This window comes from Paracoccus sp. S-4012, assembly GCF_009674885.1.
Taxonomy (GTDB): domain Bacteria; phylum Pseudomonadota; class Alphaproteobacteria; order Rhodobacterales; family Rhodobacteraceae; genus Paracoccus.
The window spans coordinates 146958-172649 of the sequence record NZ_WKKA01000003.1 but is presented as its reverse complement, the minus strand read 5'-3'; the positions used below and the strand labels follow the sequence as shown (position 1 = coordinate 172649).

Genomic DNA, 25692 nt, shown 5'->3' with positions numbered 1-25692 from the left:
TCGCTCAGCTCTCCATGACGCCGCGCCGGCCCAGCAGGCCGCGGGGACGCAGCAGCAGGACGGCGACCGCCGCCAGATAGATGATGACCTGGTCGATGCCGGGGATGAGGGTCTTCACCTCGGTCATGGAGGCGAAGGACTGCAGGATGCCCAGCAGGAACCCGGCCAGCACCGCGCCGGGCAGCGAGCCCATGCCGCCGACCACCACCACCACGAAGCTGATGACGAGGAAATCCATCCCCATGTTGTAGTTCGGCGGCAGAAGCGGGGTGTACATCGCGCCCGCGACCCCGGCGACGGCCGCGGCGAGGCCGAAGACGATGGTGAAGCGGCGGTCGATGTCGATGCCGAGGAAGCCCACGGCCTCGCGGTCGGCCATGCCCGCGCGGACGACCATGCCGAAGGTGGTGAAGCGCAGGAAGGCGAAGACGCCGCCGATCACCCCGAGCGAGAAGAGCAGATAGACCAGCCGCCAGATCGGATAGGTCAGGATGTGGGGCGCCAGGCCGAACCAGGCGCCGATATCGGCGGTGCCGCGCAGGTCCGAGGGGATCGGCTGCGGATAGGGGTTCGGGCCATAGAAGGTCTTCACCACTTCGCCGATGACGATCGCCAGCCCGAAGGTCACGAGGATCTGCTCGGCATGGGTGCGCTTGTAGAAATGCCGGATCAGCCCGCGCTCCATCGCGATGCCGATGGCCGCCATCACCGGAATGGCGAGAAGGACCGAGAGGGGGACCGAGTAATCGACGATGACGGCGCCCCAGTCGCCCAGCCAGTCCTGGATGATCGGCGTGCGCACCTGGAGCGGCTGGCCCCAGGGCGACAGTTGCGTCGGATCGGTCGTGACGACCTCGATCGTCAGAAGATAGCGGAACGTCACAGCGCAGAAGGCGCCGAGCATGAACAGCGCGCCATGCGCGAAATTGACGACGCCCAGGGTTCCGAAGACCAGTGTCAGGCCAAGGGCGATCAGCGCATAGGCTGCCCCCTTGTCGAGACCGTTCAGCAATTGGGCGAATAATGCAGTCATCGGCCTCTCCCAGCCGGGTTGATGCGGGCGTGATGGGACGCCCGGCCCGGTCTCCCGCCTTGCGGCGAAACCGGGCCGGACCCCGTCAGGTCAGGCGCACTGGTTGGGCTCGTAGGGCCCCAGTTCGCCGCCGAAGATCGCCGGGTCATAGGTGACCTCTTCGCGCGGCGTCTTGCCGATCACGTCCAGAACCTCGAACCGACTGGCGGGGTTTTCATTCCCGCGCACGACCAGCACCTCTTTCATGCACTGGTGATCCTCGGCCCGGTAGAGGGTCGGGCCGTTGCCCATGCCGTCGAACTCGAACCCTTCCAGCGCCTTGATGACCTCGGGCGGATAGAAGGTGCCCGCGCGCTCCACCGCATCGGCGTAGAGGATCGCCTGCACATAGCCGGTATGGGCCGACTGCGAGGGCGGCGCGCCATAGGCCTCGCCATAGGACTTGGTGAAGGCCTTGGTGCCCTCGTCCTCCAGCGACCACTGCCAGTTCGAGGTGCCGATGATGCCCCGGACCGCATCGCCCGCGCCGACGGCCATCAGCTCCGAGAACATCGGCACGACGATCTCGAAGTTCTTGCCATTGGCCTGACGGTCGCGCAGCCCGAACTGAACCGCCTGCGGCAGCGAGTTCACCATGTCATGGCCGTAGTGGTTGAGGATCAGCACGTCCGCGCCGGAGTTCAGCACCGGCGTCAGATACTGCGAGTAGTCGCCAAGGCCCAAGGGCGTGCGGATCGTGGCGACCGTCTCCCAGCCGAGCGCCTCGGTCGCGGCCTTGATCGATTCCTCCTGCGTCCAGCCCCAGGTGTAGTCCGCGGTCAGGTGATAGGCGCGCCGGTCGGTGCCGTATTCCTGCGCCAGGAACGGCGCGATGGCGATGCCGGACTGATGCGCCATGAAGAAATGGCGGAAGCCGTAGCGGCGCTTGTCCTTGCCGGTGGTGTCGTTGGAATGGGTCAGGCCGGACATGTAGATCACGCCCATTTCCTGCGCCAGCGACTGCTGCGCGATCGCCTCGCCCGAGGTGACCGAGCCGGTGACCATCACCGCGCCGTCACGCTCGATCATGCGGCGCGCGCCGTCGCGGGCAGCGTCGGTATTGGTCTGGGTGTCGCCGGTGACGAACTCGACCTTGCGGCCCAGGACTCCGTTGCCCTTCAGCGCGACCGGCTTCAGCGTGTTCAGCAGCCCGCCGTCGCCCTCGCCGTTGATGTGCTTGACCGCCAGCATGTAGCCATTGAGCTGCTCCATGCCCTCTTCGGCATAGCTGCCGGTCTGCGGCACGTTGAAGCCGAAGATGATCTTGCCGCTGACCTCGGGGCTGTTGCAGAACTGCTGCGCCCAGGCCCCGCGGGTGAAGAACGACGGTGCCGCCAGCGCGGTCGCCCCGCCGATCCCCAAGGTGCGGATCAGCTTGCGCCGGTTCATCACGAGTTTCGACATCATACCCCTCCCTGTTTGTTCGACCTTCCTTGCCCAAGAAAGCGGCTCGACGGCCGTTGAATCAACAAGCATCTGAAATCCAACGGGCTTCCTGTGAACTGTTGAAGTTTTTCCCGCGCGCCTTGTAAACGTTGTAAACGGCGCAAGGAGGCTGCGGCCGGGAGGGAATGGCGTGCGCGCACCGATCGGATCGAGGATACGCCAGGAGCGGGCCGGGAGGGGTCTCTCGCAGGCGGCGTTGGCGCGCGCCGTCGGCATCTCGGCCAGCTACATGAATCTGATCGAGAGCTCCCGGCGCGAGGTCGGCGGCGCGGTCCTGCTGCGGATCGCCGAGCATCTGCAGATCGGGATCGACGAGCTCTCGGGCGAGCGCGAGCAAAAGCAGCTGAAGCTCCTGCAGGAGCTCGTCGCCGATCCGGTGCTGGAGGGCCTCGACTTCGGGCAGTCCGACCTGCGCGAGCTGGTGGTCCGGTTCCCCGAGATCGCGCAGGCCCTGGTCCGCCTCTACCGCACCGCCCAGCAGCTGGCGGCCGAGATCGAGGCCTATGCCGACCGTTTCAACACCGATCCCGTCCTCGGCGGCATGCTGCACGAAGTGCTCAACCGCCTGACCGGAATGCGGTCGAGCGCCGAGATCGTCGCGCGGGTGGCCACCCTGAAGGAGCCGGACCGCCAGCGCTTCGTCGCGGCCATCAACGATCAGGCGCAGGCGATGTCGGTGACCATGCGGAATCTGGTGGATTACTTCGATCGCGCCCTCGTCCGGCGCCGCGCGATCTCGCCGCTGCGCGAGGTCGAGGACGCCTTCATCGCCGCCAGCAACCATTTCCCGGAACTGGAGGCCGTCGCGGACCGCCTGCGCGCGGAACTCGACGACCGGCTCGCCAAGCCCGATCTCGAGGCCTGGCTTCTGGCCCGCCACGGGATCACCTGCCGCCGTTCGAGCCGGTCGGGCCACGGTCCCGCGCCTGGTGCGGGCGAGGATGCGCGCCTCGAACGCGCCGAGGGCATCTTCTGGCTCAAGGCGTCACTGCCCGCGGCGACGCGCCGGTTCCGCCTGTGCCGGCTGATCGCCGAACTGAACGCCGCCGGGGAGATCGAGGCGGAACTGGCGCTGCTCGGGACCGAAACCCGCGCGGGTGCGCAGATCGCCTTCGGCGCGCTCGCCTCCTATGTCGCCGGCGCGATGCTCATGCCCTACGAGGCTTACCTCCGCGACGCCGAGGCCCACCGCTACGACATCGACCTGCTCAGCCACCGCTTCGGCGCAAGCTTCGAGCAGGCGGCGCACCGGTTGGTCACGCTTCGCCGGAAAGGCGCCGAGGGGGTGCCGTTCGGGTTCCTTCGCGCCGATGCCTCCGGGCGGCTGACCAAGCGCTTCCCGCTGCCGGGCCTCGCGCTGCCCGGAGGGGGGCATGGCTGCCTTCTTTGGCCGATCTACGCCTCGCCCCTGTCCGAGCGGGTCATCCGCCGCACGGTCGCCTTCCCCAACGGTGCGCGATTCCTGATGCTGGCCAAGTCGGTCCCGAAACGGGTCTCGACCTGGGAGGATCAGCCGCTGCGCTTCTCGGTCATGCTGATCTGCAGCGTCCACCATGCCGCGCGGACCGTGTATGCGGCGGGCCTCGACCTGCGCGACGCCGGCAATGATGTGCCCGTCGGGCCGTCCTGCAGGCTCTGCAGCCGGGCTGAGTGTGGCCACCGTCAGGAAGCCGCCTCGCCGATCTGAAGCAGTGCGGCATCCTGGGGCGTGCAGGCGGGAAGATCGACCCGGAAGCAGGCGCCGGGCAGCGGGCCGTCGACCAGATCGATCCGGCCCCCCATCTTGGTCACGATGGTATGGCTGATGCTGAGGCCGAGCCCGAGGCCGGAGGCGCCCTTGCCGCCGGAATCCCCGCCCACGCGCACGAACTTGTCGAAGATGCCGGTCCGATGCTCCTCCGGGATGCCTTCGCCATTGTCGGCGATCTCGACGATGCAGCGGCCGCCTTCGAGCCGCGAGCGGATCAGCACCTCCGGCTGGAACGCGCGGTTGTGGGCGATGGCGTTGGCGATGATGTTGATGAACACCTGACAGAGCCGGTCGGCATCGCCCATGATGACCACCGGGGCGCCCGCCTGCCTCCGGATGATGCCGACATCGGCCTCGCGGGCCAGCGCCTCGCAGACATCGCAGGCGCGGCTCAGCGCGGCCTCGGCATCCACGGGCCGGTTCTTCCAGTCGCGGCCGCCGTTCTCCAGCGCGTTGAGCTCGAGGATCTCGTCCAGCAGCCGGGTCAGGCGCACGCTCTCGCGATGGATCAGACCGACGAAGCGGTCGCGCTGCTCGGCGGCGAGCTTCGGGCGGCGCATCAGGATCTCGGAGATGGAGCGGATCGAGGTCATCGGGGTGCGGACCTCGTGGCTGACCTGCGACAGGAAATCGTCCTTCTGCCGGTGCAGCGCGTAGAGCTTGGCATTCACCTCCTGCAACTGCTGCGCGGTCAGGTGCAACTCGTGCGATTTCCGCTCCAGCTCGTTGGAATAGGAGATCATCTGCAAGGTCTCGCCCGCGATCAGCATCACCTCCTCGAAGGACAGCGTGTCGCCCTCGACCACCTTCGACAGCAGGATATGGGCCGAGGCCGCCCCGATGGCGCTGGCGAGTTCGCGCTCGAGCTGCGAGATGAAGTCCGAACCGACATAGATGTTGGCGGCCGAGGGCACGCGCGGCACCCCCTGCGCCTCGAACAGCGCCCGCGCCCGCTGCACGCCGAGGACTCGCTGCGCGAGGAAGAACAGGTCCTCGACCGTCGCCGTGCTGCGGAAGGAGCGCCCCTGCCCCAGGTCGCCCTGCCGGAAGATGTCGACGAAGATGCCGGACTGGATGCGCTCGAGCGCGCCCTGCCGCGTCAGCAGCGAAACGACCGCAAGCATCCCGGCATTGGCCAGCATGCTCCAGAACATCGAATGGACCAGCGGGTCGAGGCCTTCCATGCCGAACATCGCCTGCGGCCGCAGAAGCGCGATCCCCCAAGGGCCTTCGGCGACGAGCTCTGCCACGAGGACGTTGGAGGTCGCGAAGCTCGGCAGGAACAGGGTCCAGCTCCAGACCGCGAAGCCCAGCGTCATGCCGGCCGCCGCGCCCGCCATCGTCGCCCCGCGCCAGTAGAGCGCCGCCAGCAGCGCAGGCAGGAACTGCGCCACGCCGGCGAAGGAGATCAGTCCGATGGGGGCAAGGGCGTCGGTCTCGCCGGTCAGCCAGAAATAGCCGAAGCCGAGAAACAGCAGGACGGCGATGGAAATGCGGCGGCTACGCAGCAGGAGCCGCGCGATGCCGCGCTCGCTCCCCTCCGTCAGGTTGTTGGTGAAGCGCAGCGAGAGCGGCAGGACCACATGGTTCGAGACCATGATGGAGAGCGCGATGGAGGCGATGATGATCATCGAGGTCGCCGACGAGAACCCGCCGATGAAGGCGAACAGGGCCAGCCGGTCCTGCCCGGCGGCCATCGGCAGCGTCAGCACGAACATGTCGGGGTTGGAGCCCGCCGGCATGGTCGCGAGGCCATAGAAGGCAATGGGCATCAGGAAGAGGCTCATCAGCAGCAGGTAGGCCGGAAAGGCCCAGCTTGCGGCGCGGAGATGGTTCTCGTCCGAGTTCTCGACGATGGTGATCTGGAACTGACGCGGCAGGCAGATCACCGCGCAGGCGGACAGGAACAGCGCCGTGGCCCAGCGGGCGCCGAAGGGCTGCGCCTCGTGGACCGCGATCCCCGCAGCGGCCGCATGGGCGAAGATCTCGGCCGGGCCGGAGGACAGCCCGAAGACGACGAACGCCCCGACCGCCATCAGCGCCAGGAACTTGACGATGGCCTCGAAGGCGATGGCCGCGACGACGCCCAGATGCTGCTCGCGCGCATCGACGTTGCGGGTGCCGAACAGGATGGTGAAGACCGCCATGCCCATCGCCACGCCGAAGGCCAGCCAGGCATCGCCGATCCCGGCCAGCAGCCCCTCGCCCCCCTCGGCCATCGAGACCACGCGGATCGAGGTGGTGATGGCCTTCAGCTGCAGCGCGATATAGGGCGTGATCGCGATCACGGCGATGAGCGTCACGAGCACGGCGAGGAAGCTCGACTTGCCGAACCGCGACGAGAGCAAGTCGGCGATCGAGGTGATGCGCTGGCTGTGCCCGATCCGCAGCAGCTTGCGCAGCAGGAACCACCAGCCCACGAAGACCAGCGTGGGCCCCATGTAGATCGCGATGAACTCCAGCCCGTCGCGCGCCGCGGTTCCCACCGCGCCGTAGAAGGTCCAGCTGGTGCAATAGACCGAGATCGAGAGCGTGTAGACCAGCGGCGAGCGCAGGAACCCGCCGCGCCCGCTGCGGGCCAACCAGTCCGAGACATAGGCCAGCACGAACAGCAGGCAGATATAGCCCACCGCCGTCAGGATGACGAAGCCGGGCGTCAGCATCAGGCGTCGTCGCCGCCCCGCGACGGGGTTTCGGCGCACCCGCGCCCGGCCTCATCGGAACGGCGCGGCGGCCCCGTGCCGGGCTCGGCCAGTCCGCGCGACAGCAAGAAGGCCCCGATCACCAGCACGAACCAGATGCCGAACAGATAGACCATGTCGAGCGGCATGCCCCAGACCAGCACCTCGCGCACGAAGAGGTTGACGAAGGGCGGCAGCATCAGCAGCGCGCAGAGCGCCGGCAGCAGGAAGGCGGCATCGCGGCGCCGGCCGGCGGCCTGGTGAGGGGGGCGCCGCGGGCTCACCTCAGCGTTCCATGGTGCCGATCGGCTGCGAGGCGAGCAGCCGCCGCACCTCGGACACGACGTCGTCATTGGCGAACGGCTTGGTCACGAAGCCGTCGGCCTTCAGGTCCATCGCCAGCTGACGATCATGGCTCTGCCCGCGCGCGGTCAGGATCAGGACCGGGACGCGGGCGTGATCGGGATCGGCGCGCAGCTTCCCCAGCACGTCGAGGCCGCTCATCCCCGGCAGCATCACGTCCAGGATGACCATCCCCGGCGGCCGCCGCCGCATCTCGCGAAGCACCGCATCGCCGGTCGTCACGCCGCACACGCTCCACCCCTCCAGTTCCAGCAGGAACTTGAGGGTTTCCATGATGGTCGGCTCGTCCTCGGCAATCAGGATATCCGGCATGACGACCCCCCGCGCGCGTCCCGCAACGGGCATGCTAGGTAGTCGCTGCGGATGCGGCAAGTTGCATGTATCGAGCATTTGACGGGCGGCCGGGGAAGGCGCTCATACGGGACCCTGTTGCGCTCGGCGGACCCCATCGCAGCAATCGGGAGGAACCGTTTGGCGTGAGATAATGGGCTGGCCCGGATTCGGACGGCATTCTGGCAAATTGTCCGCGATCACCTTGTCACCGGAGCAAGATCAGACGCCTGCACCCTTGACAGGGGCCGCCTCGAATTGATGATCCCGGACCAGCAATGGCAGCGGCTCCGAAATCCCCGGTTGGGGCAGCATGTCGCGTTTCTTTCGCCGCCCCGCCCGGCTTGGATTCTCGCAAAGGAAGACATGATGTACGAGCATATCCTGATCACGACCGACGGGTCCGAGCTTGCCGACAAGGGCATCGAACATGGCCTCAAGCTCGCCAGCGCCCTTGGCGCGCGCGCCACGGTTCTCACGGTCTCCGAGCCGCTCTCTGCCGAGGCTGCCCGCTCGGCACGGGGCGCCGGGATCAAGGATCCTTCGGTGCGCTATGACCAGCAGATCGATGACCGGATGAAGGAACGCTTCGCCGCCATCGAACAGCGGGCGGCCACGCATGGCGCCTCGGTCACCTTCATGCACGAGATTGACGATTCCCCCGCGGAAGCGATCGTCCGTTTTGCGAAACTGCAGAACTGCGATCTCATCGTGATGTCCTCGCATGGCCGCCGCGGGGCGCGGCGGCTGCTTCTCGGAAGCCAGACCGCCGAGGTCGTGACCACCACGACCGTTCCGGTGCTGGTTGTCCGCTAGGACTTTGGCAACTCGTCGGCGACGGCCGGGCAATGCAGGCGCTGACCCTACCCCTCCGACGCGCCGAGGCGTAGGCTCATCGCGCCATGCTCACCCCCAAGCTCCTGACCACGCTCAGAACCTATGACCGGCAGCAGTTCACGGCCGACCTCTTCGCCGGGCTGACCGTCGCCATGGTGGCGGTGCCGCTGAGCCTCGCGATCGCCATCGCCTCGGGGGTGCCGCCGGGCGCGGGGCTGGTCACGGCGGCGGTGGCGGGGTTCCTGATCTCGGCTCTTGGCGGCAGCCGGGTGCAGGTGGGCGGGCCGACCGGGGCCTTCATCGTCGTGGTGGCGGGCGTGGTCGCCACCTACGGGCAGGACGGGCTGATCCTCGCCACGCTGATGGCGGGCGTGATCCTCATCATCGCCGGGCTGATGCGCGCGGGCGGGCTGATCGAATACGTCCCCGAGCCGGTCATCAACGGCTTCACCGTCGGCATCGCGATCATCATCGCCGCAAGCCAGCTGGGCGACCTGATGGGACTGCACCCCGCCGGCCCGGTCCCGGCGGAGTTCATCCCCAAGATCGGCGCGCTCTGGGAGGCGCGCGCGACCGTCTCGCCCGCGAGCTTCGGGGTCGGCGTCGTCACCATCGCGCTGATCGTGGCGCTGCGCCGGGCCTTCCCGCGCCTGCCCGGGCTGATCGTGGCCGTGGGGCTGACCTCGGCCGCGGCGGTGATCCTCGGCCTGCCGGTGGACACGATCGAGAGCCGCTTCGGCGCCCTGCCCGACCGCCTGCCGATGCCGGCGCTGCCCGAGATGAGCTATGCGCGCCTGCGCGAATTGCTGCCCTCGGCGCTCGTCATCGCCTTCCTCGCCGGGATCGAATCGCTCCTCTCGGCACTGGTGGCGGACCGCATGATCGACGGGCGGCACCGGCCGAATGCCGAGGTGCTGGCGCAGGGCTGCGCGAATATCGGCTCGGCGCTGTTCGGCGGGCTGCCCGCGACTGGGGCGATCGCGCGGACGGCAACGAATGTGCGCGCCGGGGCGAGGACGCCGATGGCGGGGATCTTCCATGCGCTCGCGGTGCTGGCGGTGATGATGTTCGGGGGACCGCTGGCCGGGCAACTGGCGATGCCGGCGCTGGCCGGAGTGCTGGTGCTGACCGCCTGGAACATGAGCGAGCCGGCGAAGTGGCGCGGCTGGATGCGGACCCGCACCGGGGACCGGGTGCTGCTGGTGATGACGATGCTGCTCACCGTGCTGGCGGACCTGACGGTGGCGATCGGCGTGGGCGTGATCGTGGGGCTGGCGCTGCGGCTCGGGCGCCGCGATGTGCGCAGCGACTGGACGCCGCCCCAGCGGTGAGGAGCGGCGCCGTCCATAGCTTCGGGGCGCGCGGGCTGCGCGCGTCCCGGTCTGCGGCTCAGCTGTCGGCCTTCTGCTCGAGGATGAAGCGCGCGCGGTCGCGGCGGGCGCCGGCGCTGTCCTCGTCGTCGATCTGGGCCAGTTCGTTGGCCGTGAAGCCCAGGCCCTCGACGCCGAGCCGGCGGGCGACGGCGTCGGCGCCCGGCTGCGCCTGGGTCCCGACCGAACGCTGCTCGAGGATGAAGCGCGCGCGGTCCCGACGGTCGGAGTCGCTGTCCTCATCCTGGATCTGGGCCCATTCATTGGCCGTGAAGCCATGCGCGGCCCCGCCCAGCAGTTGCAGCGCCGTCCCGGCTCTGGCGGCCGGTGCCTGCTTCTGCGCAGCGATGAAGGCGGCGCGCTCGCCCGGCGCCCCGGCACCCTTCTCGGCCTCGATCTGCGCGAGCTCGTTGAGCGTATAGGCGCTCGCATCGACGCCGTTGATCCGCGCGATCATGTCGTGGCCGGGCGAGACGGTCTGCGCCGCGAGCGGCGTGGCGAGCAAGGCGGCGGCGGCGGACAGGATGCTGATATGCTTGAACATGGTGGTCTCCTCTTCCCCTTGGGGTGTGGGTGTTTCGCTATGCCCAAGGAGATAGGCCCTCTCACCTGTTGCTTGAACGTCCATAATCCGGCATTCATCGTTGCATAGGAGGTAACGGTGACAGCATGGGCGAACTCGAATCCATCCGCGTCTTCCTCGCCGTGGTCGAGCAGCAGAGCTTCGCGGCCGCCGCCCGGCAACTCGGCCTCACGCCACCTTCCGTCACCCGCACCATTGCCGCGCTCGAGGCCCAGCTTGGCGTGCAGCTCCTGATCCGCACCACGCGCCAGGTCTCGCTGACCTCGGCCGGGGCGGTCTACGCCGCGCGGGTGGCGCCGCTGTCGGAGGGCCTCTCGGAGGCGGCCGAGGAGACGCGCGAGGCACAGGGCATCACCTCGGGCCTGCTGCGGATCAGCGTGCCGACATCGCTCGCGGTGCGGGTGCTGCCGGCGGTGCTGTCGCAATTCGCCGCGCTCTACCCGCAGACGCATGTGGCGCTGAACCTGGACGACAACTTCGTGGATATCGTCGAGGACGACTACGACCTCGCCATCCGCATCTCCGGCCCGCCCTCTGACAAGTCCACCATCTGGCGCAAGATCTGCCGCGTGCACCGCCTCCTCGTCGCGGCGCCCGGCTATCTGGCCGCGCGCGGCACGCCCCGGACACCGGGCGACCTCGCCGGCCATGCCTGCCTCGGCTACCGCTCGGGCGCCGCCACCGAGACATGGGAGTTGTCGAACGGCGCCAGCCGCCGGAGCCACAAGGCCGAGGGCCCCTTCAGCGCCGACAATGGCGACCTGCTGGCGCAACTGGCGCTGAACGGCGAGGGTATCGCGCTGCTGCCGCGCTTCATCGTGGCGGAGGACCTTGCCGCGGGCCGGCTGGCGGAGGTGCTGCCCGGCTGGTCGGTGCCGGAAATCTGGCTGACGCTCTACTATCCGCCCTACGAGCGGCTGCCGCTGCGGGTCGCGACCTTCTCGGACTTCTTCGAGGCCCATGTGCGCGAGACGCGGCCGCTCTGATCCGGGGCGAGCCTCCGCGGCGATTTTCGCCCGCATGACGGTCACGCTTGACAGCTATGGGGGGCGTTGCGCTTGATGACGGCAAGCGGGGTGGCAGATGAACAGATTTCTTGCCGCAAGTGGATTATGGGCCGTGATGGCAGGCGCCGCTCTCGCGCAGGGCAGCGGTGCCCCGGAAGACTTGCCGACCCAGGAACAGGCCGCCGCATTGCGCGAGATCATCGTCCTGATGGAGGACGAGGCCGCCAGCTTGCGCAGCCAGATCGACGCCATGCGGGCCGAGCTGGCGGCGGGACAGGCCCAGGCCGAACCCGCCGGCGAAACGGAAGCGCGGCTCGCAGCCCTCTCCGATGAGCTGGATGCAGCGAGGGCCGAAGCTCGCGCGGCAGAGGAATGGGCGGCCTCCATCAACCAGATGCTGAGCCAGCGGACCGAGGAGCTGCGGGCCGCGCAGGCGACCGCGGCTTCCCCCGCAGCCACTGCCGAGCAGCGGCAGGCCGCCGAGGCCCACGCGCAGGAACTGGCCGTGCAACTGGAAAGCGCGCGTGCCGACGCGGCATCGGCGGAGCAATGGCTCGCGACGGCGCAGGCGGCCCTTGCCGCACGCGAGGACGCGCTCGGCAGCGCCGAAGAGGGCGCGACGGCGGCGCGCGCCGGGGCACCGGCGGCTGCGGGAGAGGAACTGGAGGCCCTGAACGCGCGGCTCGCCGAAGCGGATGCCGCGCTGAAGGAGTCGGAGGCCGAGAAGGCCGCGCTGACCTCGCGGGTGGAGGCGATGGAGCAGGAACTGGCCGCACTGCGCGATAGCGGCGCGAAGGAGAATGAGGCGGCGCTGGCCGATGCGGAGGCGCGTCTCGCCGAAGCCGACACCGCGCGGCAGGAGGCCGAGACGGCGCGCGCCGGTCTGGCCTCGCAACTGGAGACGGTCCAGCAGGAACTCGCCGGGCTGCGCGAGGCTCAGGCAACGGCAAGCGAAGATCAGGCGGCACTGGCCGATGCGGAGGCGCGTCTCGCCGAAGCCGACACGGCGCGACAGGAGGCCGAGACGGCGCGCGCCGATCTGGCCTCGCAACTGGAGACGGTCCAGCAGGAACTCACCGCGTCGCGCGAGGCGGAGGCAACGGCGGGCGAGGATCAGGCGGCACTGGCCGATGCGGAAGCGCGGCTCGCCGAAGCGGACACCGCGCGGCTGGCGGCTGAAGCCGGGCGCGCCGACCTCGCCGCACAGCTGGAAGCGGTCCAGCAGGAACTCACCGCACTGCGCGAATCCGAGGCCAACGCGGGCGAAGATCCGGCCGCGCTCGCCGACGCGCAGGCCCGGCTGGCGGAAGCCAAGGCCGCGCGGCAGGAGGCCGAGGCGGCCCGCGACGGGCTCGCCTCGCAATTGGAGGCCGTGCAGCAGGAACTCACCGCGCAGCGTGAAGCCGAGGCGCGCCGGGGCGAGGAGGAGGCCGCGCTGGCCGATGCGGAGGCGCAGCTTGCCGAGATGCGGCAGCAGACGGCCGACTCCGAGGCGCGGCTCGCCGACCTCGGGCAGCAGCGCGGCGAACTGGAGCAGCAGATCGCGGCGCTTCGGGAAACGCTAGGCGCCACGCAGCAGCAGGCCGCCGATCTGACGGCGCAGCACGGCGCGGCGGAGGAGGCGCTCGCAGCCCTCGACGCCCGCCGTGTCGAGGCCGAGGCCGCCCTGAACCGGACGCAGCAGCAGACGGCCGACCTCGCCGCGCAGCGGGACGCGGCCGAGGACGAGATCGCCGCCCTCGACGAGCGCCGGAGCGAGGCGGAGGCGGCGTTGAGCCAGACCCAGCAGGCCGAGGCCGATCTGCGGCAAGGGCTGGAGGAAGCGACGACCCGGGAGACGGCCGCGACGGCGGCGGCCGAGGAGGCCGAGCGCCGCCGCGACGAGGCGGTGCAGGCTTCCACCGCGGCGCAGGATCGCCTTGCGACCACGCAGGCGGCCTTGGCCGAGGCCGAGGCGCAGCTGCAGCAGATGGCGGCGTCGCGCGGCGCGCTCGAGCAGGAAATCGCCGGGCTGACCGCCCAGAAGCAGGAGCTTGCGCCCGCCCCGGCCGGGCAGCCGGTCGCCGCCGCGCCTGCCGCCGAGACGCCGCCGGGACGATGGACGGCGCAGCAGATCGAGGCCGCGCTTGCAAGCGCACCCGCGCTCGGCACCGGCCCCGAACGGGCCGAGTTGCAGCGCCGCCTGACCGAAGGGGAATGTGCGCCAGAGGCCCTGCGCGCGGCCTATGGCCAGATCAACCGCCAGAGCCTGCTCGCGCTGGTCGTGGAGCTCGGCCCCTGCAACTGACATCTCCGGCTCGCGGAGCCGAAAGCGAAAGGGAGCGAATGATGCGCAGGACAAGCTGGCTCGGCGCGGCGCTGGGCGCGCTGCTGGCACTCGCGGCGGGTCCTGCCGCCGCGCAGGATTTCGACAAGGCGGTGATGACCGGCGGCGCGACCGGCACCTATATCCAGATCGGCCGCGATCTGGCCGGGCTGATGGCCGAATGCGGCCAGACGCTGGAGGTGGTCGAATCGGCGGGCTCGCTCGAGAACTTCATGGCCGTCCGCACGCGCCGCAACACCCAGTTCGGCATCGTGCAGAGCGACGTGCTGGAATACCTGCGCACCTATTCCGCCGACGATCCCGATGTGGCGCGGGCGATCTTCGGCGTGCGGATCGCCTTTCCCCTCTATGACGAGGAGGTCCATCTCCTCGCCACATCGGACATCGACAGCCTCGCCGACCTCGCCGGCAAGCGCGTGGCGATCGGGGTCGAGAACAGCGGCACCTACCTGACCGCCTCGCTGGTCCTCGACCTGACCGGAACCGAGCCGGCCGAGCGCCGCCTGATCTCGCAGATCGACGCGCTGCCGGCGCTGAAGGCCGGCGAGATCGACGCCTTCTTCTATGTCGCGGGCGCGCCGACCGCACTTTTTGCCGAGGGCGACATCGACGGCGAGCGGTTCCATCTGGTGCCGATCGTGGATGACACGCTGCGAAGCGTCTACGACACGGCGACCATCCCCGCGAACACCTATCCGTTCCAGCCCGAGCCGGTCGAGGGCATCGCCGTCAAGGCGCTGCTGATGACTTATGACTACGACCTCGGCGGCAACAGCTATCACCGGCAGAGCTGCAAGGCGGTGTCCGACCTCTCGAACCTGATGCTGACGCGGCTGCCGCAGTTGCAGGAAACCGGGCATCCCAAGTGGAAGAATGTCGATCTGCAGGACATTCCGCCGGGCTGGGACATCGGCGACTGCGTCAACCAGGGGATCCAGCCCGACTACCAGCTGCAATGCGCGACGCCGATCGCCAGCCCGGCGCCCGCCGCCTCCGAGGACGCGACAGGCGAGAGCGAGGCGAACCGCGCCTACAGGCAATATATCTGCGCGACCATCGGCTGCTGATCCGGGGCCGTCAGTCGTCCGCCGGAAGCATCCGCGCCAAGGCCGAGGGCTCGCTCTCCGAGCCGTCGGGGCCGATCGCGGTCACACGCCACGCGCCGACCGGGAACCGGACGATCAGCCCCGGCACCGCCGTCTCCATCGCCGGAAGCGGCTCGCCCGCGGGGCCGGTCAGTTCGACGCGGAAGCGCGCGGGGGTGGCGCCTTGCGGTTGGTGCCAGATCATCTCGCTGCCGCCGCTGTCCAGCCGGGCGTGAAAGACCGGAATGGCGGCGCGCGGCGTTCCGGTGGTCCCATCGGCGGCCGACAGGGCCTGCAGCCGCTGCTGCGCAGACGGCAGGTCGGCGGCGGCGGCATACCATAGCCGGGCCATGAGCGGCGCGGGCGCGAGGCCGGACCCGGTCTCGTGCATCTGGCCGAGATACCAGGCCGCCCGCGCCCGTCCGCGGAGCGCGGCGCGGGCATAGGCGAGGGCCGCTTCGGCGGGGTCGGTGGCCTCGACCGCGAGGGCGCGCTGCATCAGGGCGGCAACGTCGGGCTCGGGGGTGACGGCGACGGGGGACGGGAGCGGAGCGGGCCGCTGGTCCGGCGGCCGCAGGGCCGTCCGGCCCGGCGCGGCGAGGGTCGCCGCCGGTTTCGTGGCTTGGCCAGGCGAAGGCGTCTCGGTGTGACGCCCCTGAAGCCAGGCGAAACCGGTGCCGAGGACCAGGATGGCCACCGCGGCCGACAGCCCCAGTCCGACGCGGCGGCGCGGGGGCGGCGCCTGCGGACGGGACTTGGCGACCGATCCATGGACCGACGCCGCGGCAGCGCCGGGCGGCACGGCATCCGCACGGGTCGCGCCGCGCAGCGCGTCAGACCTCAGCACCGGGCGATGGGCGCGTTCGCCGGCAGGCCGGCCAGTCGGCGGCTCTCGGCGCGGCTCCGCCGCTTTGGCTTCAGAAACCGCCGCGCCCCCGCCGGTCAGCGGCGCATCCTCCGGCGGTGCTGCCGAGACCGTGGCCGCCGTCGCCGGCTCGGGCGCGGCCTGCGCCAACCCCTCCGCAGCAGCCAGCTCCTCGAGCTGGCTCAGCACGCCTGCCGCGCTCGCCTCGTGCAGCGCCGCGCCGACCCAGGGACCATCCAGCTCCGTCACCCCTTCCGCCGCCGCGGTCATCAGGCAGTAGCGCGCCATGATGTTGATCAGCCGTGGGACGCCGAGGCCGAAGTAATGCAGCACCTGCATCGCGCCGGGATCGAAGATCGGCTCGCGCGCGCCCGCCCGCTCCAGCCGGTGGGCGACATACGCGGCGGTCTCGGCGCTGCCGAGCGGCGGCAGCACCGCGTGGGCGTTCTGCGCCGTCTGCAGCTGCTGCAGTTCCGGCGCGTTCAGCAGCCCGCGCAGTTCCGGCCGCCCCGCCAGCAGCAGCGTCAACGCGCCGCCCGCACGGCTGTCGAGGGCGAGCGCCTGCAGCGCCGCGAGTCCCTCGACCCCGAGCGCCTGCGCGTCATCCACCATCAGCAGGACGAAACCGCCCTGCGCCTGCCGGTCTGCGGCAAAGCGGCGGATCTGGTCGGCGGCGAGGGCCGGGCCGTCCCGCTCGCCCGAAAGGCCGAAGAGGTCGCGCGCCTCCACGAGGACGCGGCCGGGGTGCGCGCGGAAGGCCGAGACGAGCGCGATGGCCCACGCACCCTCGCGCCGCTCCCGCAGGAGCCGCAGAAGCGTGGTCTTGCCGATGCCCTCCTCGCCCGTCAGCACGAGGACCGGCGCACGCGCGGCGACCCGGCTCTCGATCCAGTCGAGGGCCTGCTGATGGCCCGAAGCGTTGTGGAACAGGGCCGGCTCTGGCGCGCTCCCGAAGGGGGACCGGCTGAGGCTGAAGTGATCGAGATAGACCACGGACATGACGGCAAATGTTTGCCTGCGCGACCCTGCGCGCGCAAGCGACGCCGTGCAGGAGGCCGCGTTCCCATCACAGGATGAAAAAGGGCGGCAGGTTGCCCCGCCGCCCTCGTCAACCCATAGCCCTTGTCTTACAGCGCCGAGCTGCGGGCCGCGTCGAGCCAGCCGTCCACGGCCGCCCGGTTCTCGGCGATCCACTCGGCCGCATGTGCCTCGACATCCGAGTCGCCCGCGTTCATCCGCGCGTTCTGGGCATAGACGTCGGTCAGTTCGACCTCGGCCGCTTCCAGCAGCACGCGCACGGCCGGGTTCTGCTCGAGGAACGCGCTGTTGGCGACCGAGACGATGCTGTTGGCCGGGAAGCCGAGGCGGCAGGGATCGTTCACGCAGCCCTCGACGCCCTCGCGTGTGGCGGCATCGGCGAGCGAGGCGATCTCCTCCGGCAGGCTGACCTCCGGCACCTCGATCCAGACCACGTCCTCGCCGGGCACGAGTTCGTTCACGGTCCAGTTCGGCGTCCAGGTGTAGAACAGGATCGGCTCGCCCGACTCGTAGGCGGCGACGGCGTCGGCCATCGCGGCGGGATAGCCGGCCTTCACCGGGTTCACATGGTCGCGCAGGTCATAGGCGTCGAGGTGATGCTCGATCACCGTCTCGCAGCCCCAGCCGGGCGGGCAGGCGACCATGTCGGCACGGCCATCGCCGTCGCGGTCGAAAGCCTCCTTCACGTCGTCGCGCTTGAAATCCTCGAGCGACGTGATGCCCATCGACTCGGCGGTGGCCTTGTCCACGAGATAGCCCTCGAGCGCGCCGCCGGTGGTGAAGTTGTCGACGATCTCGGCCGAGCCCTCGAAGGCCTGGCGGTAGGGATCGTGGATCGGAAACCAGCCATCGACCCAGAGATCGACATCGCCGAAGCCGACCGACTGGTAGAAGGCCGGGTTGTCGAGCGTCATGGGCGCGCCGACCTCGTAGCCGAGTTCCTGCAGCATCTGGCGGAAGATCTCGGTCTGGAACCAGCCGGTATCCCAGGTGGGCTGCGCCAGCGTGACGGAGGTGCCCTCGCCGGGCTGCGCGTCCTGCGCCAGTGCCGGCGCCACGCCCGCCATGATGGCGATGGTGGCCAGGGCGGTAAGGGTCTTGTCGAGACGGGGTTTCATCCGGGTCTCCTTTTCGTCTTGCAATGCGGATGGACGGGCCGCGCGCGGCCCGCCATGCGAAGCGGGCAGGTTCAGCCTGCCTTCTCGACCCCGGCCAGGGCGGCGGTACCGCGCAGCCGGAAGACGTTGGAAAGGGTCTGCCGCAGCGACATGCGGCTGACATTGTTCTGCTCGGCCAACCCCTGCGTGATGCGGTCGAGCACGATGGCAAGGATCACGATCCCCACGCCGCCCGCCGTAGCGCCGCCCACGTCGAGGCGTCCGAGGCCGGTGTTCACGATCAGGCCGAGCCCGCCCGCGCCGATCAGCGCCGAGATCACGACCATCGACATCGCCAGCATCAGCGTCTGGTTCAGCCCGGCCATGATCGTGCGCATCGCCAGCGGCAGCTGCAGGTCCCACAGCATCTGCCAGCCGGTCGAGCCGAAAGCCTCCGCCGCCTCGATCAGGTCGCCGCGGACGTTGCGGATGCCGAGATTCGTCAGCCGCACGATCGGCGGCAGCGCGAAGACGATGGTGGCGATGATGCCCGGCGCCATGCCGACGCCGAAGAGCATGACGATCGGCACCAGATAGACGAAGGACGGGATCGTCTGCATCACGTCCAGGACCGGGCGCAGGATGCGCCAGAAGAGGTTCGACCGCGCCGACACGATGCCCGCCGGGATGCCGATCACGGCGCAGAAGAGGACCGCCGTCACGACCATCGCCAGCGTCGTCATGGTCTCGGGCCAGAGGCCGATCATGTCGATGAAGGCGAAGCCGAGCACGGTGAAGATCGCCATGCCGCGCCCGGCCCATTTCCACGAGGCGAGCGCGAACAGCGCCGTCGTCACCAGCATCGGCAGCCAGCGGAACAGCGTATCGAGCCAGTCCAGCACGGCGCTGATCGGCACCTGCGTCGCGCGGAAGAACGGCCGGAAGTTCGGCACCAGCCAGCCGCGCACGAAGGTGTTCACCCAGTCGTCGAAGGGCAGTGTCGCGAGGTCAGCGGGGCTGAGCATAGGTCTGCTCCTGTTGTTCTTGCGGAGTGGCGTCGCCCGAGAGATGCGCCAGCACGTCGGCCGGCTCGACCACGGCGAGCAGCCGGTCGCGCTCGTCGGTCACGGCGATGGGCAGGCCGGAGCCCGCGTCGCTGTAGAGGTCGCTGAGGCACGTCGTGGTGTCGGCGGTCGGGAAGTCCGTGATCAGCGAGCCCTGCAACGAGGCGGTGATCGCCGTGTCCATTTCGGAAGCCGCGAGGTCGCGATAGGTCACGACCCCGGCCACGCGATCGCCGTCGAGGACATAGAGGGCGTTGGCCCCGCCCCGCTCCATCATCCGCAGCGCGTCGCGCACGCTGGTCTGGCGCAGCTGGATCGTCGTGGCATCGCTCGACACGTCGTCGGCGGTGAAGACGCGGCCGCGGTCGATGTCGGCCACGAAGGCGGCCACATAGTCGTCGGCCGGCGCGGTCACGATCTCCTGCGCGGTGCCGATCTGGACGATCTGGCCGTCCTTCATGATGGCGATGCGCGAGCCGAGCATCAGCGCCTCGTTCAGGTCGTGGGTGATGAAGACGATGGTCTTCTTCAGCGTCCGCTGGAGCGTCAGAAGCTCCATCTGCATCTCGCGCCGGATCAGCGGGTCGAGGGCGCCGAAAGGCTCGTCCATCAGCAGGATGTCTGGCTCGGCGGCAAGCCCGCGGGCAAGGCCCACGCGCTGCTGCATTCCGCCCGAGAGGTCCGAGGGCAGGCTGTCGGCCCAGGCGGCAAGGCCCACCTGCTCGAGCACGTCGAGAGCACGGGCACGACGCTCATCGTGCGGCACGCCGGTGATCTTGAGGCCGTAGGCGACGTTCTCGGCCACGGTCCAGTGCGGAAAAAGCGCGAAATGCTGGAAGATCATCGAGATCTTCTCGCGCCGGATGCGCCTCAGCCTGGCCGCGTCGGCCCGCGCGATGTCCTCGCCGTCGATGAGGATCTGCCCCGAGGTCGGCGGGATCAGCCCGTTCAGCATCCGCACGAGGGTGGACTTGCCCGAGCCGGAGAGGCCCATGACGACGAAGATCTCACCCTCCTGGACGTCGAAGGAGGCATCCCGGACGCCCACCGTGGCGCCGGTCTCGGCGAGGATTTCCTGCTTGCTCCGGCCCCGGCGCAGGAGGTCCAGCGCCGCCGGGGCAGCATCCCCGAATACCTTGTAGACTTGGCTGACCGCCAATTTGGGTTGCATGGGACTCCGTCTTCATACCCTGATGGCACACCGGCGGCGCCGGCAACGCATGAATGAAGGCCCCACCCCGAAGGGGGGCATTACCCGAGGATCGGTTCGATCGGACTTGGGCAGGACGCATCAGGGAGGCGCGTCCGGGGCCAGCGGTTGCGGTCACAAATAGGCGACCGGACAGCCATAAACAACCACTTGCAAGAAGAATCGCCGATTCGCGCCCGGCTCGGGGGGCTGGCTCGGCATGGCTCGTCGCCGCAGAAGGGGGACCCGCCACGGCCGGTTTCGCCAGCAGTGACAGGCCGTGGCGGCCGTGCTGGCGACGGCGGCGTGCCGCGACGGAACGGCATCTGGTCGCGGCGAAAAAAGCCCTGGAACCCGGTCCCGTGCTAGACTTTGCCCAGCCAGAAGAAAGGCGCCGCGCATGTCAACCCTCCGGCCCATCGCCGCCCTCGACACGCATGAGGTCCTGAACCAGCCGCCGCCCTTCGAGGACGTGAACCTGTTCTCCAGCGACCGCGCGCTGCGGGACGCGGTGCTTGCGGCGGGCGGCGCGGCGCATGCCGCGCGCCTTACCGCCCTCGGCGCGCGCACCGGCTCGGCCGAGGTCACGCAATGGGGCTTCGAGGCCAACCGCAATCCGCCGGTCCTCGAGAGCTTCGACCGCTACGGCCACCGCATCGACGAGGTCCGCTTCCACCCCGCCTATCACGAGCTGATGCGCCTCAGCCTCGAGAGCGGCTTTGCCTCCGCCGCCTGGGACGGCACGCCTGCGGGCCATGTCGCCCATGCCGCGATCCTGTTCCTGACCACGCAGCCCGATTCCGGCACCACCTGCCCCATGACCATGACCGCCGCCGCCGTCCCCGCACTGCGGGTCGAGCCGGCGGTGGCCGAGGAATGGGTGCCCCGCATCCTCGCCGGGCGCTACGACCCGGCCTCGCGGCCCGCGCCGGAAAAGGCGGGCGTCAACATCGGCATGGCGATGACCGAGAAGCAGGGCGGCTCGGACGTGCGCGCCAACACGACGCGGGCGGAACCCGCAGGCGGGGGCTGGTATCGGCTGACCGGGCACAAGTGGTTCTGCTCGGCCCCCATGTGCGACGCCTTCCTGTCGCTCGCCTGGGCCGAGGGCGGCCTCACCTGCTTCCTGCTGCCCCGCTGGCTGCCGGATGGCACCCGTAACGCCGGCTTCCGGGTGATGCGGCTCAAGGACAAGCTGGGCGACCGCTCGAACGCCTCGTCGGAGGTCGAATACCACGGCGCGCTCGCGCAGCGGGTCGGCGAGGAGGGGCGCGGGGTCGCCACGATCATCCGCATGGTGAGCCAGACGCGCCTCGACTGCGTGCTCGGCTCGGCGGGGCAGATGCGCGCGGGTCTGGCGCAGGCGCTGTGGCACAGCGCGCATCGGAGCGCGTTCCAGCGGCGGCTGATCGACCAGCCCCTGATGGAAGCAGTGCTGGCCGATCTGGCGGTCGAGAGCGAGGCCGCGACCGCGATTGCGTTGCGGCTTGCGCAGGCCTTCGACGACGACGACCCGCTCGCCCGGCTGCTGACGCCGATCGCGAAATACTGGGTCTGCAAGCGCGCCCCCGCTCATGTCTGTGAGGCGATGGAGTGTCACGGCGGCGCGGGCTACGTCGAGACCAGCCCCATGCCGCGCCTCTTCCGCCAGTCGCCGCTGAATGCGATCTGGGAGGGGTCGGGGAACGTCATCGCGCTCGACCTGCTGCGCGCGCTCGGGCGCGAGCCGGAGGGGGTGGAGGCCCTGCGGGGCTTTCTGGCGCGGCAGCGCGGCCGCGACGGCGCCTATGACCGCTGGCTCGACGGGCTGGATTTCAGCCCCTCCGAGGCGGGCGCCAGGCTTCTGGTCGAGCGGTTGGCTCTCGCCGCGCAGGCGGCGGTGCTGCTCGACTGGGAAAGCCCGGTGGCGGAAGCCTTCTGCCGCCTGCGGCTGGAACCCCGCGGCTCCGCCTATGGCGCCTTCGAGGCAAGGATCGACGCCCCTGCGATCATCGAGCGGGCCATGCCCACGTGAGCCTCGATGCTTCGCGGGACTTGGCCCGCCGCTTTGGCAAAATCACCTTGCTTTCGAAAATGCGCGCATGTAGTTGCGAAGAGCAGCGGAGATGCAGGGGAGGGCTGACCGTTGACTGGCGAATGGCGTGCCGGGATGCGCGAGGCGGACGCAGTGCGGCCGGCCATGGGCGACCTCTCCAAGAACAAGAATACGCAGCCCCGCGCTACCGAGCAATGCCGCTGAGCATCCGCCAACAGGGAAAACATCAATGACCTTCACCACCACGCTCGCCCGCACGGGCGCCGCAATCGGCCTCGCGCTGGCTTCCATGGCCGCCGCGGTCGCGCCCGCCGCGGCGCAGGACGTGCCCACCATCCGCGTCGGCTGGACCATGCCCGGCGAGGATTCGAAATACTGGATGATGCAGCGGCCCGAGGCCTTCGACACGATCGGCCGCGACTACAACATCGAATGGGTGCAGTTCCAGGGCACCGCGCCGATGGTGCAGGCGATGATCGCCGGCGCGCTCGACTGCTCGACGCAAGGCGCGCTGTCGCTGGCCAACGGCAACCTGCAGGGCGGCCTCGAAAGCTACGTCGTCGCCTCGCATCTCGGCACCGCGCCCGGCAGCTTCTCGCCCTACTGGGCGGTGATGGAGGACAGCGACATCACCGAGGGCGCGGACCTCAAGGGCAAGACCGTGGGCATCAACGTCCTCGGCTCGGGCCTTTACGGGCAGCTTTTCCTGTTCCTGCAGCAGTCCGGGCTTGACCCGAAGGCCGACATCAAGCTGGTCGAGACGGGCTTCCCCGGCTCCGAGGACGCGCTGCGCTCGGGGCGTGTCGATGCGGCGGTGATGAACCAGCCCTTCGCCGCCAAGGCCGAGGCGGCGGGCGGCATCCGCACGCTCTTTACGATCAACGACATCACCCCCACCAGCGTCCAGATCTTCGAGGTCTGCAGCAAGGCCTTCGTGGACGCGAAGCCCGAACTGGCCGAGCTTTACGTCCGCGACCTGACCCGCGCGATGGACATGGCGCTGGCCGACCGCGAGCAGACCATCGCCGTCGCCTCGGAAGTGACCAAGGCCCCGGTCGAGGTGCTGGAGGGCTTCTACATGGTCGAGGGCCAGGATTTCGAGCGCAACCCCGGCGCCGCCTTCGACTTCGGGGTGCTGCAGACGATGCTCGACCTCTATCACGAGGCCGGGATGATCCCCTCCGCGCTCGACGCCGAGACCTTCCGGCACCCGACCATCGTCGCGCCGCTGCAGTAACCCCTCGCCGGAGCATCCCATGATCGCGATCGAGAACCTCTCGAAACGGTTCAGGACCGCCGGAGGCCGGGATCACCTCGCGCTTTCGGACATCAACCTCGACCTGAAGCGGGGCGAGTTCGTCTCGATCATCGGTCCCTCGGGATGCGGCAAGTCCACGCTGCTCTACATCGTCGGCGGCTTCATCGCCGCCTCCCAAGGCAGCGTGCGCATCGAGGGCAAGCCCGTGACCGGGCCCGGTCCCGACCGTGGCCCGGTCTTCCAGGAATTCGCGCTCTTCGCGTGGAAGACCGTCCTCCAGAACGTCGCCTACGGCCTCAGGCTGCAGCGCAAGTCGAAAGTCGAGGCCGAGGCGCGCGCGCGCGGCCTGCTGCGGATGGTGGGCCTCGAGGGCTATGCCAACTTCTACCCCAAGGAACTCTCCGGCGGCATGAAGCAGCGCGTCGCCATCGCCCGGACGCTGGCCTACGACCCGCAGATCCTGCTGATGGACGAGCCCTTCGGCGCGCTCGACGCCCATGTCCGCACCCATCTGCAGCGCGACCTGCTGCGGATCTGGGAGGATCACCGCAAGACGGTGATGTTCGTCACCCACAGCGTCGAGGAGGCGGTCTATCTCTCCGACCGGATCGTTGTGATGGCGTCGCATCCCGGCCGGATCGCCCGCGAGATCACGATCGAGCTGGACCGCCCGCGCGAGCGCGCCGAGCTGATGTTCAACCGCCGCTATCAGGAATACGTCACCCAGATCGAGGGCATGATCGACGCCTTCGAGGTCTCCGCCGCATGAGCCGCGCGCTGCCTCCGTTCCTCGCCGGACTGGCGCTGATCGCGATGTGGGAATGGGCGCATCGCAGCCTCGGGCTTTCGGGCGTGCCCAGCCCCTTCGCCGCCTTCGCCGCGCTGCCGGAGTTGCTCTCGGAACGCTCGTCTTTTGCCGATGTGATGCACTCGCTCAGGCGCATGTTCATCGGCTACGGCATCGCCGCCGTCTTCGGCATCGCGCTCGGGCTGCTGATGGGCACCAGCGAGATCGCGGCCAAGCTCTTCAACCCGCTCATCATGATGATCTACCCGATCCCCAAGGCGGCGCTGATGCCGATCCTGATGATCTGGCTCGGCATCGGCGACGCGTCGAAGATCCTGGTGATCTTCCTCGGCGCCAGCCTGCCGATCATCTACCACGCCTGGCAGGGCGCGAAATCCGTCAGCAGCACCGTCGTGTGGAGTGCGGCGGCCATGGGCATGGGCAGCACCTCGCGCCTCTTCCGCATCATCCTGCCCGCCGCCCTGCCCGAGATCTTCATCGGGCTGCGCACCGGACTGATCCTCGCGCTCATCACCATGGTCGTGAGCGAGATCGTCGCCCGCTCGAACGGGATCGGCAACCTGCTCTTCAACTCGATGGACATGGCCCTCTACGACCGGATGTTCGCCACCATCATCATCATCGCGGCCATGGGCTATCTGCTCGACCTGACCTTCGAGGCCATCCGCACGTATTTCCTGCGCTGGGCCGACACCCGCGACCATATCGAGCTGACCGCCGGATGACGCAGGGACGTGTCTCGAACCTGATCGGCCTCCTGCCGATCCTCGCCCTCATCCTGCTGTGGTCGGCGGTGGTAGCGGCCGACGTCGCGCCCCGTGCGCTGCTGCCGTCGCCCTGGGACGTGGCGGCGCGGACCGCCACCGCGCTGGGCGACCACGCCTTCCTGTCGCATATCGGCACGACGCTGTTCCGCCTCGTCTCGGGCTTCGCCATCGGCCTCGCGGTCGGGCTGGTTCTGGCGCTGATCTCGATCTCCGGCCGCGCCACCCAGACGGTGGTCAACGCCTTCGTCCGCATCCTCGCGCCGCTGCCGAAGATCGCGCTCTACCCTGCGATCATCCTGATCCTCGGCTTCGGCCACAGTTCCAAGATCGCGCTCGTGGCGATCGAGGCGGCCTTCCCGGTCTATCTCGCCGCCTATCAGGGGATGCGGAACGTGGACGAGAAGCTGGTCTGGGTCGCGCGCTCGGCCGGGGCCTCGCCGTGGCAATCGCTGCTTTTCGTGATCCTGCCGGCGGCGGCGCCCTCGATCCTCACCGGCGCGCGGATCGCCATGATCATCAGCTGCATCGTGGTGTTCCTGGCCGAGATGATGTCCTCGACCGAGGGCCTCGGCTATCTGCTGATCGACGCGGCGCGCAATTTCCGCACGCTCGACATGTTCGTGCCGATCGTCCTGATCTCGGCCCTCGGGCTCGGGCTCGGCGGTGCCTTCGCCTGGGGGCGGGGGCGGCTGCTGTCAGGCTATCCGCAGGCGTGATCGGC

Annotated in this window: 21 protein-coding genes; 11 read left to right on the top strand and 10 right to left on the bottom strand. The window is 69.5% G+C overall.

Annotated features, from left to right (window positions below; translation table 11 throughout):
* Positions 1-4: 4 nt before the first annotated feature.
* Both GI374_RS06210 and GI374_RS06205 read right to left on the bottom strand, forming a co-directional pair.
* Complete coding sequence (locus GI374_RS06210) at positions 5-1033, bottom strand: branched-chain amino acid ABC transporter permease (protein ID WP_154336159.1); 1029 nt, start codon at positions 1031-1033, stop codon at positions 5-7.
* A gap of 90 nt (positions 1034-1123) precedes the next feature.
* Positions 1124-2476 (bottom strand): substrate-binding protein, encoded by a 1353-nt coding sequence (locus GI374_RS06205; RefSeq protein WP_154336158.1) that lies wholly within the window; start codon positions 2474-2476, stop codon positions 1124-1126.
* Between the two features lie 172 nt (positions 2477-2648).
* Here GI374_RS06205 and GI374_RS06200 point away from each other — a divergent pair, with 172 nt between their 5' ends.
* The gene (locus GI374_RS06200; RefSeq protein WP_195759853.1) at positions 2649-4205 is read left to right on the top strand and encodes an XRE family transcriptional regulator; all 1557 of its coding nucleotides are present in this window, start codon (positions 2649-2651) and stop codon (positions 4203-4205) included.
* Here GI374_RS06200 and GI374_RS06195 read toward each other — a convergent pair.
* Genes GI374_RS06195 through GI374_RS06185 form a run of 3 tightly spaced genes read right to left on the bottom strand, consistent with a single transcriptional unit; the run spans position 4181 to position 7624 of the window.
* The gene (locus tag GI374_RS06195; RefSeq protein WP_154336156.1) at positions 4181-6931 is read right to left on the bottom strand and encodes an ATP-binding protein; all 2751 of its coding nucleotides are present in this window, start codon (positions 6929-6931) and stop codon (positions 4181-4183) included. The genes GI374_RS06200 and GI374_RS06195 overlap by 25 nt on opposite strands.
* Complete coding sequence (locus tag GI374_RS06190) at positions 6931-7233, bottom strand: hypothetical protein (protein WP_154336155.1); 303 nt, start codon at positions 7231-7233, stop codon at positions 6931-6933. Before GI374_RS06190 ends, GI374_RS06195 begins: the two co-directional genes overlap by 1 nt.
* Before the next feature lies 1 nt (position 7234).
* Positions 7235-7624: a response regulator transcription factor gene (locus tag GI374_RS06185; RefSeq protein WP_154336154.1), complete on the bottom strand. Its 390-nt coding sequence runs from the start codon at positions 7622-7624 to the stop codon at positions 7235-7237.
* 387 nt (positions 7625-8011) lie between these two features.
* On the opposite strand from GI374_RS06185, the gene GI374_RS06180 reads away from it, so the two are divergent.
* Both GI374_RS06180 and GI374_RS06175 read left to right on the top strand, forming a co-directional pair.
* Positions 8012-8458 carry a universal stress protein gene (locus GI374_RS06180; RefSeq protein WP_154336279.1) on the top strand — a complete coding sequence of 149 codons (447 nt, stop codon included), beginning with the start codon at positions 8012-8014 and terminating at the stop codon, positions 8456-8458.
* Positions 8459-8544: 86 nt separating this feature from the next.
* Positions 8545-9810, top strand: coding sequence for a SulP family inorganic anion transporter (locus GI374_RS06175; RefSeq protein WP_154336153.1), 1266 nt, complete (start codon positions 8545-8547; stop codon positions 9808-9810).
* A gap of 58 nt (positions 9811-9868) precedes the next feature.
* Here the strand turns inward: GI374_RS06175 and GI374_RS06170 are convergent, their stop codons facing one another.
* Entirely contained in the window at positions 9869-10393 is a 525-nt protein-coding gene (locus GI374_RS06170; protein WP_154336152.1) for a hypothetical protein, read from the bottom strand.
* Positions 10394-10518: 125 nt separating this feature from the next.
* Here GI374_RS06170 and GI374_RS06165 point away from each other — a divergent pair, with 125 nt between their 5' ends.
* The 3 genes from GI374_RS06165 to GI374_RS06155 all read left to right on the top strand — a co-directional run bounded on the left by GI374_RS06165 (position 10519) and on the right by GI374_RS06155 (position 14832).
* Positions 10519-11418 carry a LysR family transcriptional regulator gene (locus tag GI374_RS06165; protein ID WP_154336151.1) on the top strand — a complete coding sequence of 300 codons (900 nt, stop codon included), beginning with the start codon at positions 10519-10521 and terminating at the stop codon, positions 11416-11418.
* A gap of 97 nt (positions 11419-11515) precedes the next feature.
* On the top strand, positions 11516-13726 hold the full coding sequence (locus GI374_RS06160; RefSeq protein WP_154336150.1) for a hypothetical protein: 2211 nt from the start codon (positions 11516-11518) through the stop codon (positions 13724-13726).
* 41 nt (positions 13727-13767) lie between these two features.
* Positions 13768-14832: a TAXI family TRAP transporter solute-binding subunit gene (locus GI374_RS06155; protein ID WP_154336149.1), complete on the top strand. Its 1065-nt coding sequence runs from the start codon at positions 13768-13770 to the stop codon at positions 14830-14832.
* Between the two features lie 10 nt (positions 14833-14842).
* On the opposite strand, the gene GI374_RS06150 is transcribed toward GI374_RS06155, so the two are convergent.
* From GI374_RS06150 to GI374_RS06135, 4 genes are all read right to left on the bottom strand, one after another.
* Positions 14843-16714, bottom strand: a complete 1872-nt coding sequence (locus GI374_RS06150; protein ID WP_154336148.1) for an AAA family ATPase — start codon at positions 16712-16714, stop codon at positions 14843-14845.
* A 128-nt stretch (positions 16715-16842) separates the two neighbouring features.
* Positions 16843-17871: a glycine betaine/L-proline ABC transporter substrate-binding protein ProX gene (gene proX / locus GI374_RS06145; RefSeq protein ID WP_154336147.1), complete on the bottom strand. Its 1029-nt coding sequence runs from the start codon at positions 17869-17871 to the stop codon at positions 16843-16845.
* Positions 17872-17942: 71 nt separating this feature from the next.
* Entirely contained in the window at positions 17943-18875 is a 933-nt protein-coding gene (locus tag GI374_RS06140; protein ID WP_154336146.1) for a proline/glycine betaine ABC transporter permease, read from the bottom strand.
* Positions 18859-20085, bottom strand: coding sequence for a glycine betaine/L-proline ABC transporter ATP-binding protein (locus GI374_RS06135; protein ID WP_154336145.1), 1227 nt, complete (start codon positions 20083-20085; stop codon positions 18859-18861). The genes GI374_RS06140 and GI374_RS06135 overlap by 17 nt, the downstream gene beginning before the upstream one ends.
* 418 nt (positions 20086-20503) lie before the next feature.
* Between GI374_RS06135 and GI374_RS06130 the strand changes: the two genes are divergently transcribed.
* The 5 genes from GI374_RS06130 (at position 20504) to GI374_RS06110 (ending at position 25687) form a co-directional block, all read left to right on the top strand.
* Positions 20504-22117, top strand: coding sequence for an acyl-CoA dehydrogenase family protein (locus GI374_RS06130; protein ID WP_154336144.1), 1614 nt, complete (start codon positions 20504-20506; stop codon positions 22115-22117).
* 250 nt (positions 22118-22367) lie between these two features.
* Positions 22368-23375, top strand: a complete 1008-nt coding sequence (locus tag GI374_RS06125) for an ABC transporter substrate-binding protein (protein WP_154336143.1) — start codon at positions 22368-22370, stop codon at positions 23373-23375.
* A 19-nt stretch (positions 23376-23394) separates the two neighbouring features.
* The gene (locus tag GI374_RS06120; RefSeq protein WP_154336142.1) at positions 23395-24165 is read left to right on the top strand and encodes an ABC transporter ATP-binding protein; all 771 of its coding nucleotides are present in this window, start codon (positions 23395-23397) and stop codon (positions 24163-24165) included.
* Positions 24162-24929 (top strand): ABC transporter permease, encoded by a 768-nt coding sequence (locus tag GI374_RS06115; RefSeq protein ID WP_154336141.1) that lies wholly within the window; start codon positions 24162-24164, stop codon positions 24927-24929. The genes GI374_RS06120 and GI374_RS06115 overlap by 4 nt, the downstream gene beginning before the upstream one ends.
* Positions 24926-25687 (top strand): ABC transporter permease, encoded by a 762-nt coding sequence (locus GI374_RS06110; RefSeq protein WP_154336140.1) that lies wholly within the window; start codon positions 24926-24928, stop codon positions 25685-25687. Before GI374_RS06115 ends, GI374_RS06110 begins: the two co-directional genes overlap by 4 nt.
* Positions 25688-25692: the final 5 nt, after the last annotated feature.

Bases quoted from the DNA above. Each gene is read 5' to 3' on its own strand.
- GI374_RS06170 (WP_154336152.1), bottom strand. From the start codon at position 10,393: ATGTTCAAGCATATCAGCATCCTGTCCGCCGCCGCCGCCTTGCTCGCC.
- GI374_RS06180 (WP_154336279.1), top strand. From the start codon at position 8,012: ATGTACGAGCATATCCTGATCACGACCGACGGGTCCGAGCTTGCCGAC.
- GI374_RS06135 (WP_154336145.1), bottom strand. From the start codon at position 20,085: ATGCAACCCAAATTGGCGGTCAGCCAAGTCTACAAGGTATTCGGGGAT.
- GI374_RS06150 (WP_154336148.1), bottom strand. From the start codon at position 16,714: ATGTCCGTGGTCTATCTCGATCACTTCAGCCTCAGCCGGTCCCCCTTC.
- GI374_RS06185 (WP_154336154.1), bottom strand. From the start codon at position 7,624: ATGCCGGATATCCTGATTGCCGAGGACGAGCCGACCATCATGGAAACC.
- GI374_RS06110 (WP_154336140.1), top strand. From the start codon at position 24,926: ATGACGCAGGGACGTGTCTCGAACCTGATCGGCCTCCTGCCGATCCTC.
- proX (WP_154336147.1), bottom strand. From the start codon at position 17,871: ATGAAACCCCGTCTCGACAAGACCCTTACCGCCCTGGCCACCATCGCC.
- GI374_RS06165 (WP_154336151.1), top strand. From the start codon at position 10,519: ATGGGCGAACTCGAATCCATCCGCGTCTTCCTCGCCGTGGTCGAGCAG.
- GI374_RS06160 (WP_154336150.1), top strand. From the start codon at position 11,516: ATGAACAGATTTCTTGCCGCAAGTGGATTATGGGCCGTGATGGCAGGC.
- GI374_RS06210 (WP_154336159.1), bottom strand. From the start codon at position 1,033: ATGACTGCATTATTCGCCCAATTGCTGAACGGTCTCGACAAGGGGGCA.
- GI374_RS06115 (WP_154336141.1), top strand. From the start codon at position 24,162: ATGAGCCGCGCGCTGCCTCCGTTCCTCGCCGGACTGGCGCTGATCGCG.
- GI374_RS06155 (WP_154336149.1), top strand. From the start codon at position 13,768: ATGCGCAGGACAAGCTGGCTCGGCGCGGCGCTGGGCGCGCTGCTGGCA.
- GI374_RS06195 (WP_154336156.1), bottom strand. From the start codon at position 6,931: ATGCTGACGCCCGGCTTCGTCATCCTGACGGCGGTGGGCTATATCTGC.
- GI374_RS06205 (WP_154336158.1), bottom strand. From the start codon at position 2,476: ATGTCGAAACTCGTGATGAACCGGCGCAAGCTGATCCGCACCTTGGGG.
- GI374_RS06120 (WP_154336142.1), top strand. From the start codon at position 23,395: ATGATCGCGATCGAGAACCTCTCGAAACGGTTCAGGACCGCCGGAGGC.
- GI374_RS06125 (WP_154336143.1), top strand. From the start codon at position 22,368: ATGACCTTCACCACCACGCTCGCCCGCACGGGCGCCGCAATCGGCCTC.
- GI374_RS06130 (WP_154336144.1), top strand. From the start codon at position 20,504: ATGTCAACCCTCCGGCCCATCGCCGCCCTCGACACGCATGAGGTCCTG.
- GI374_RS06140 (WP_154336146.1), bottom strand. From the start codon at position 18,875: ATGCTCAGCCCCGCTGACCTCGCGACACTGCCCTTCGACGACTGGGTG.
- GI374_RS06175 (WP_154336153.1), top strand. From the start codon at position 8,545: ATGCTCACCCCCAAGCTCCTGACCACGCTCAGAACCTATGACCGGCAG.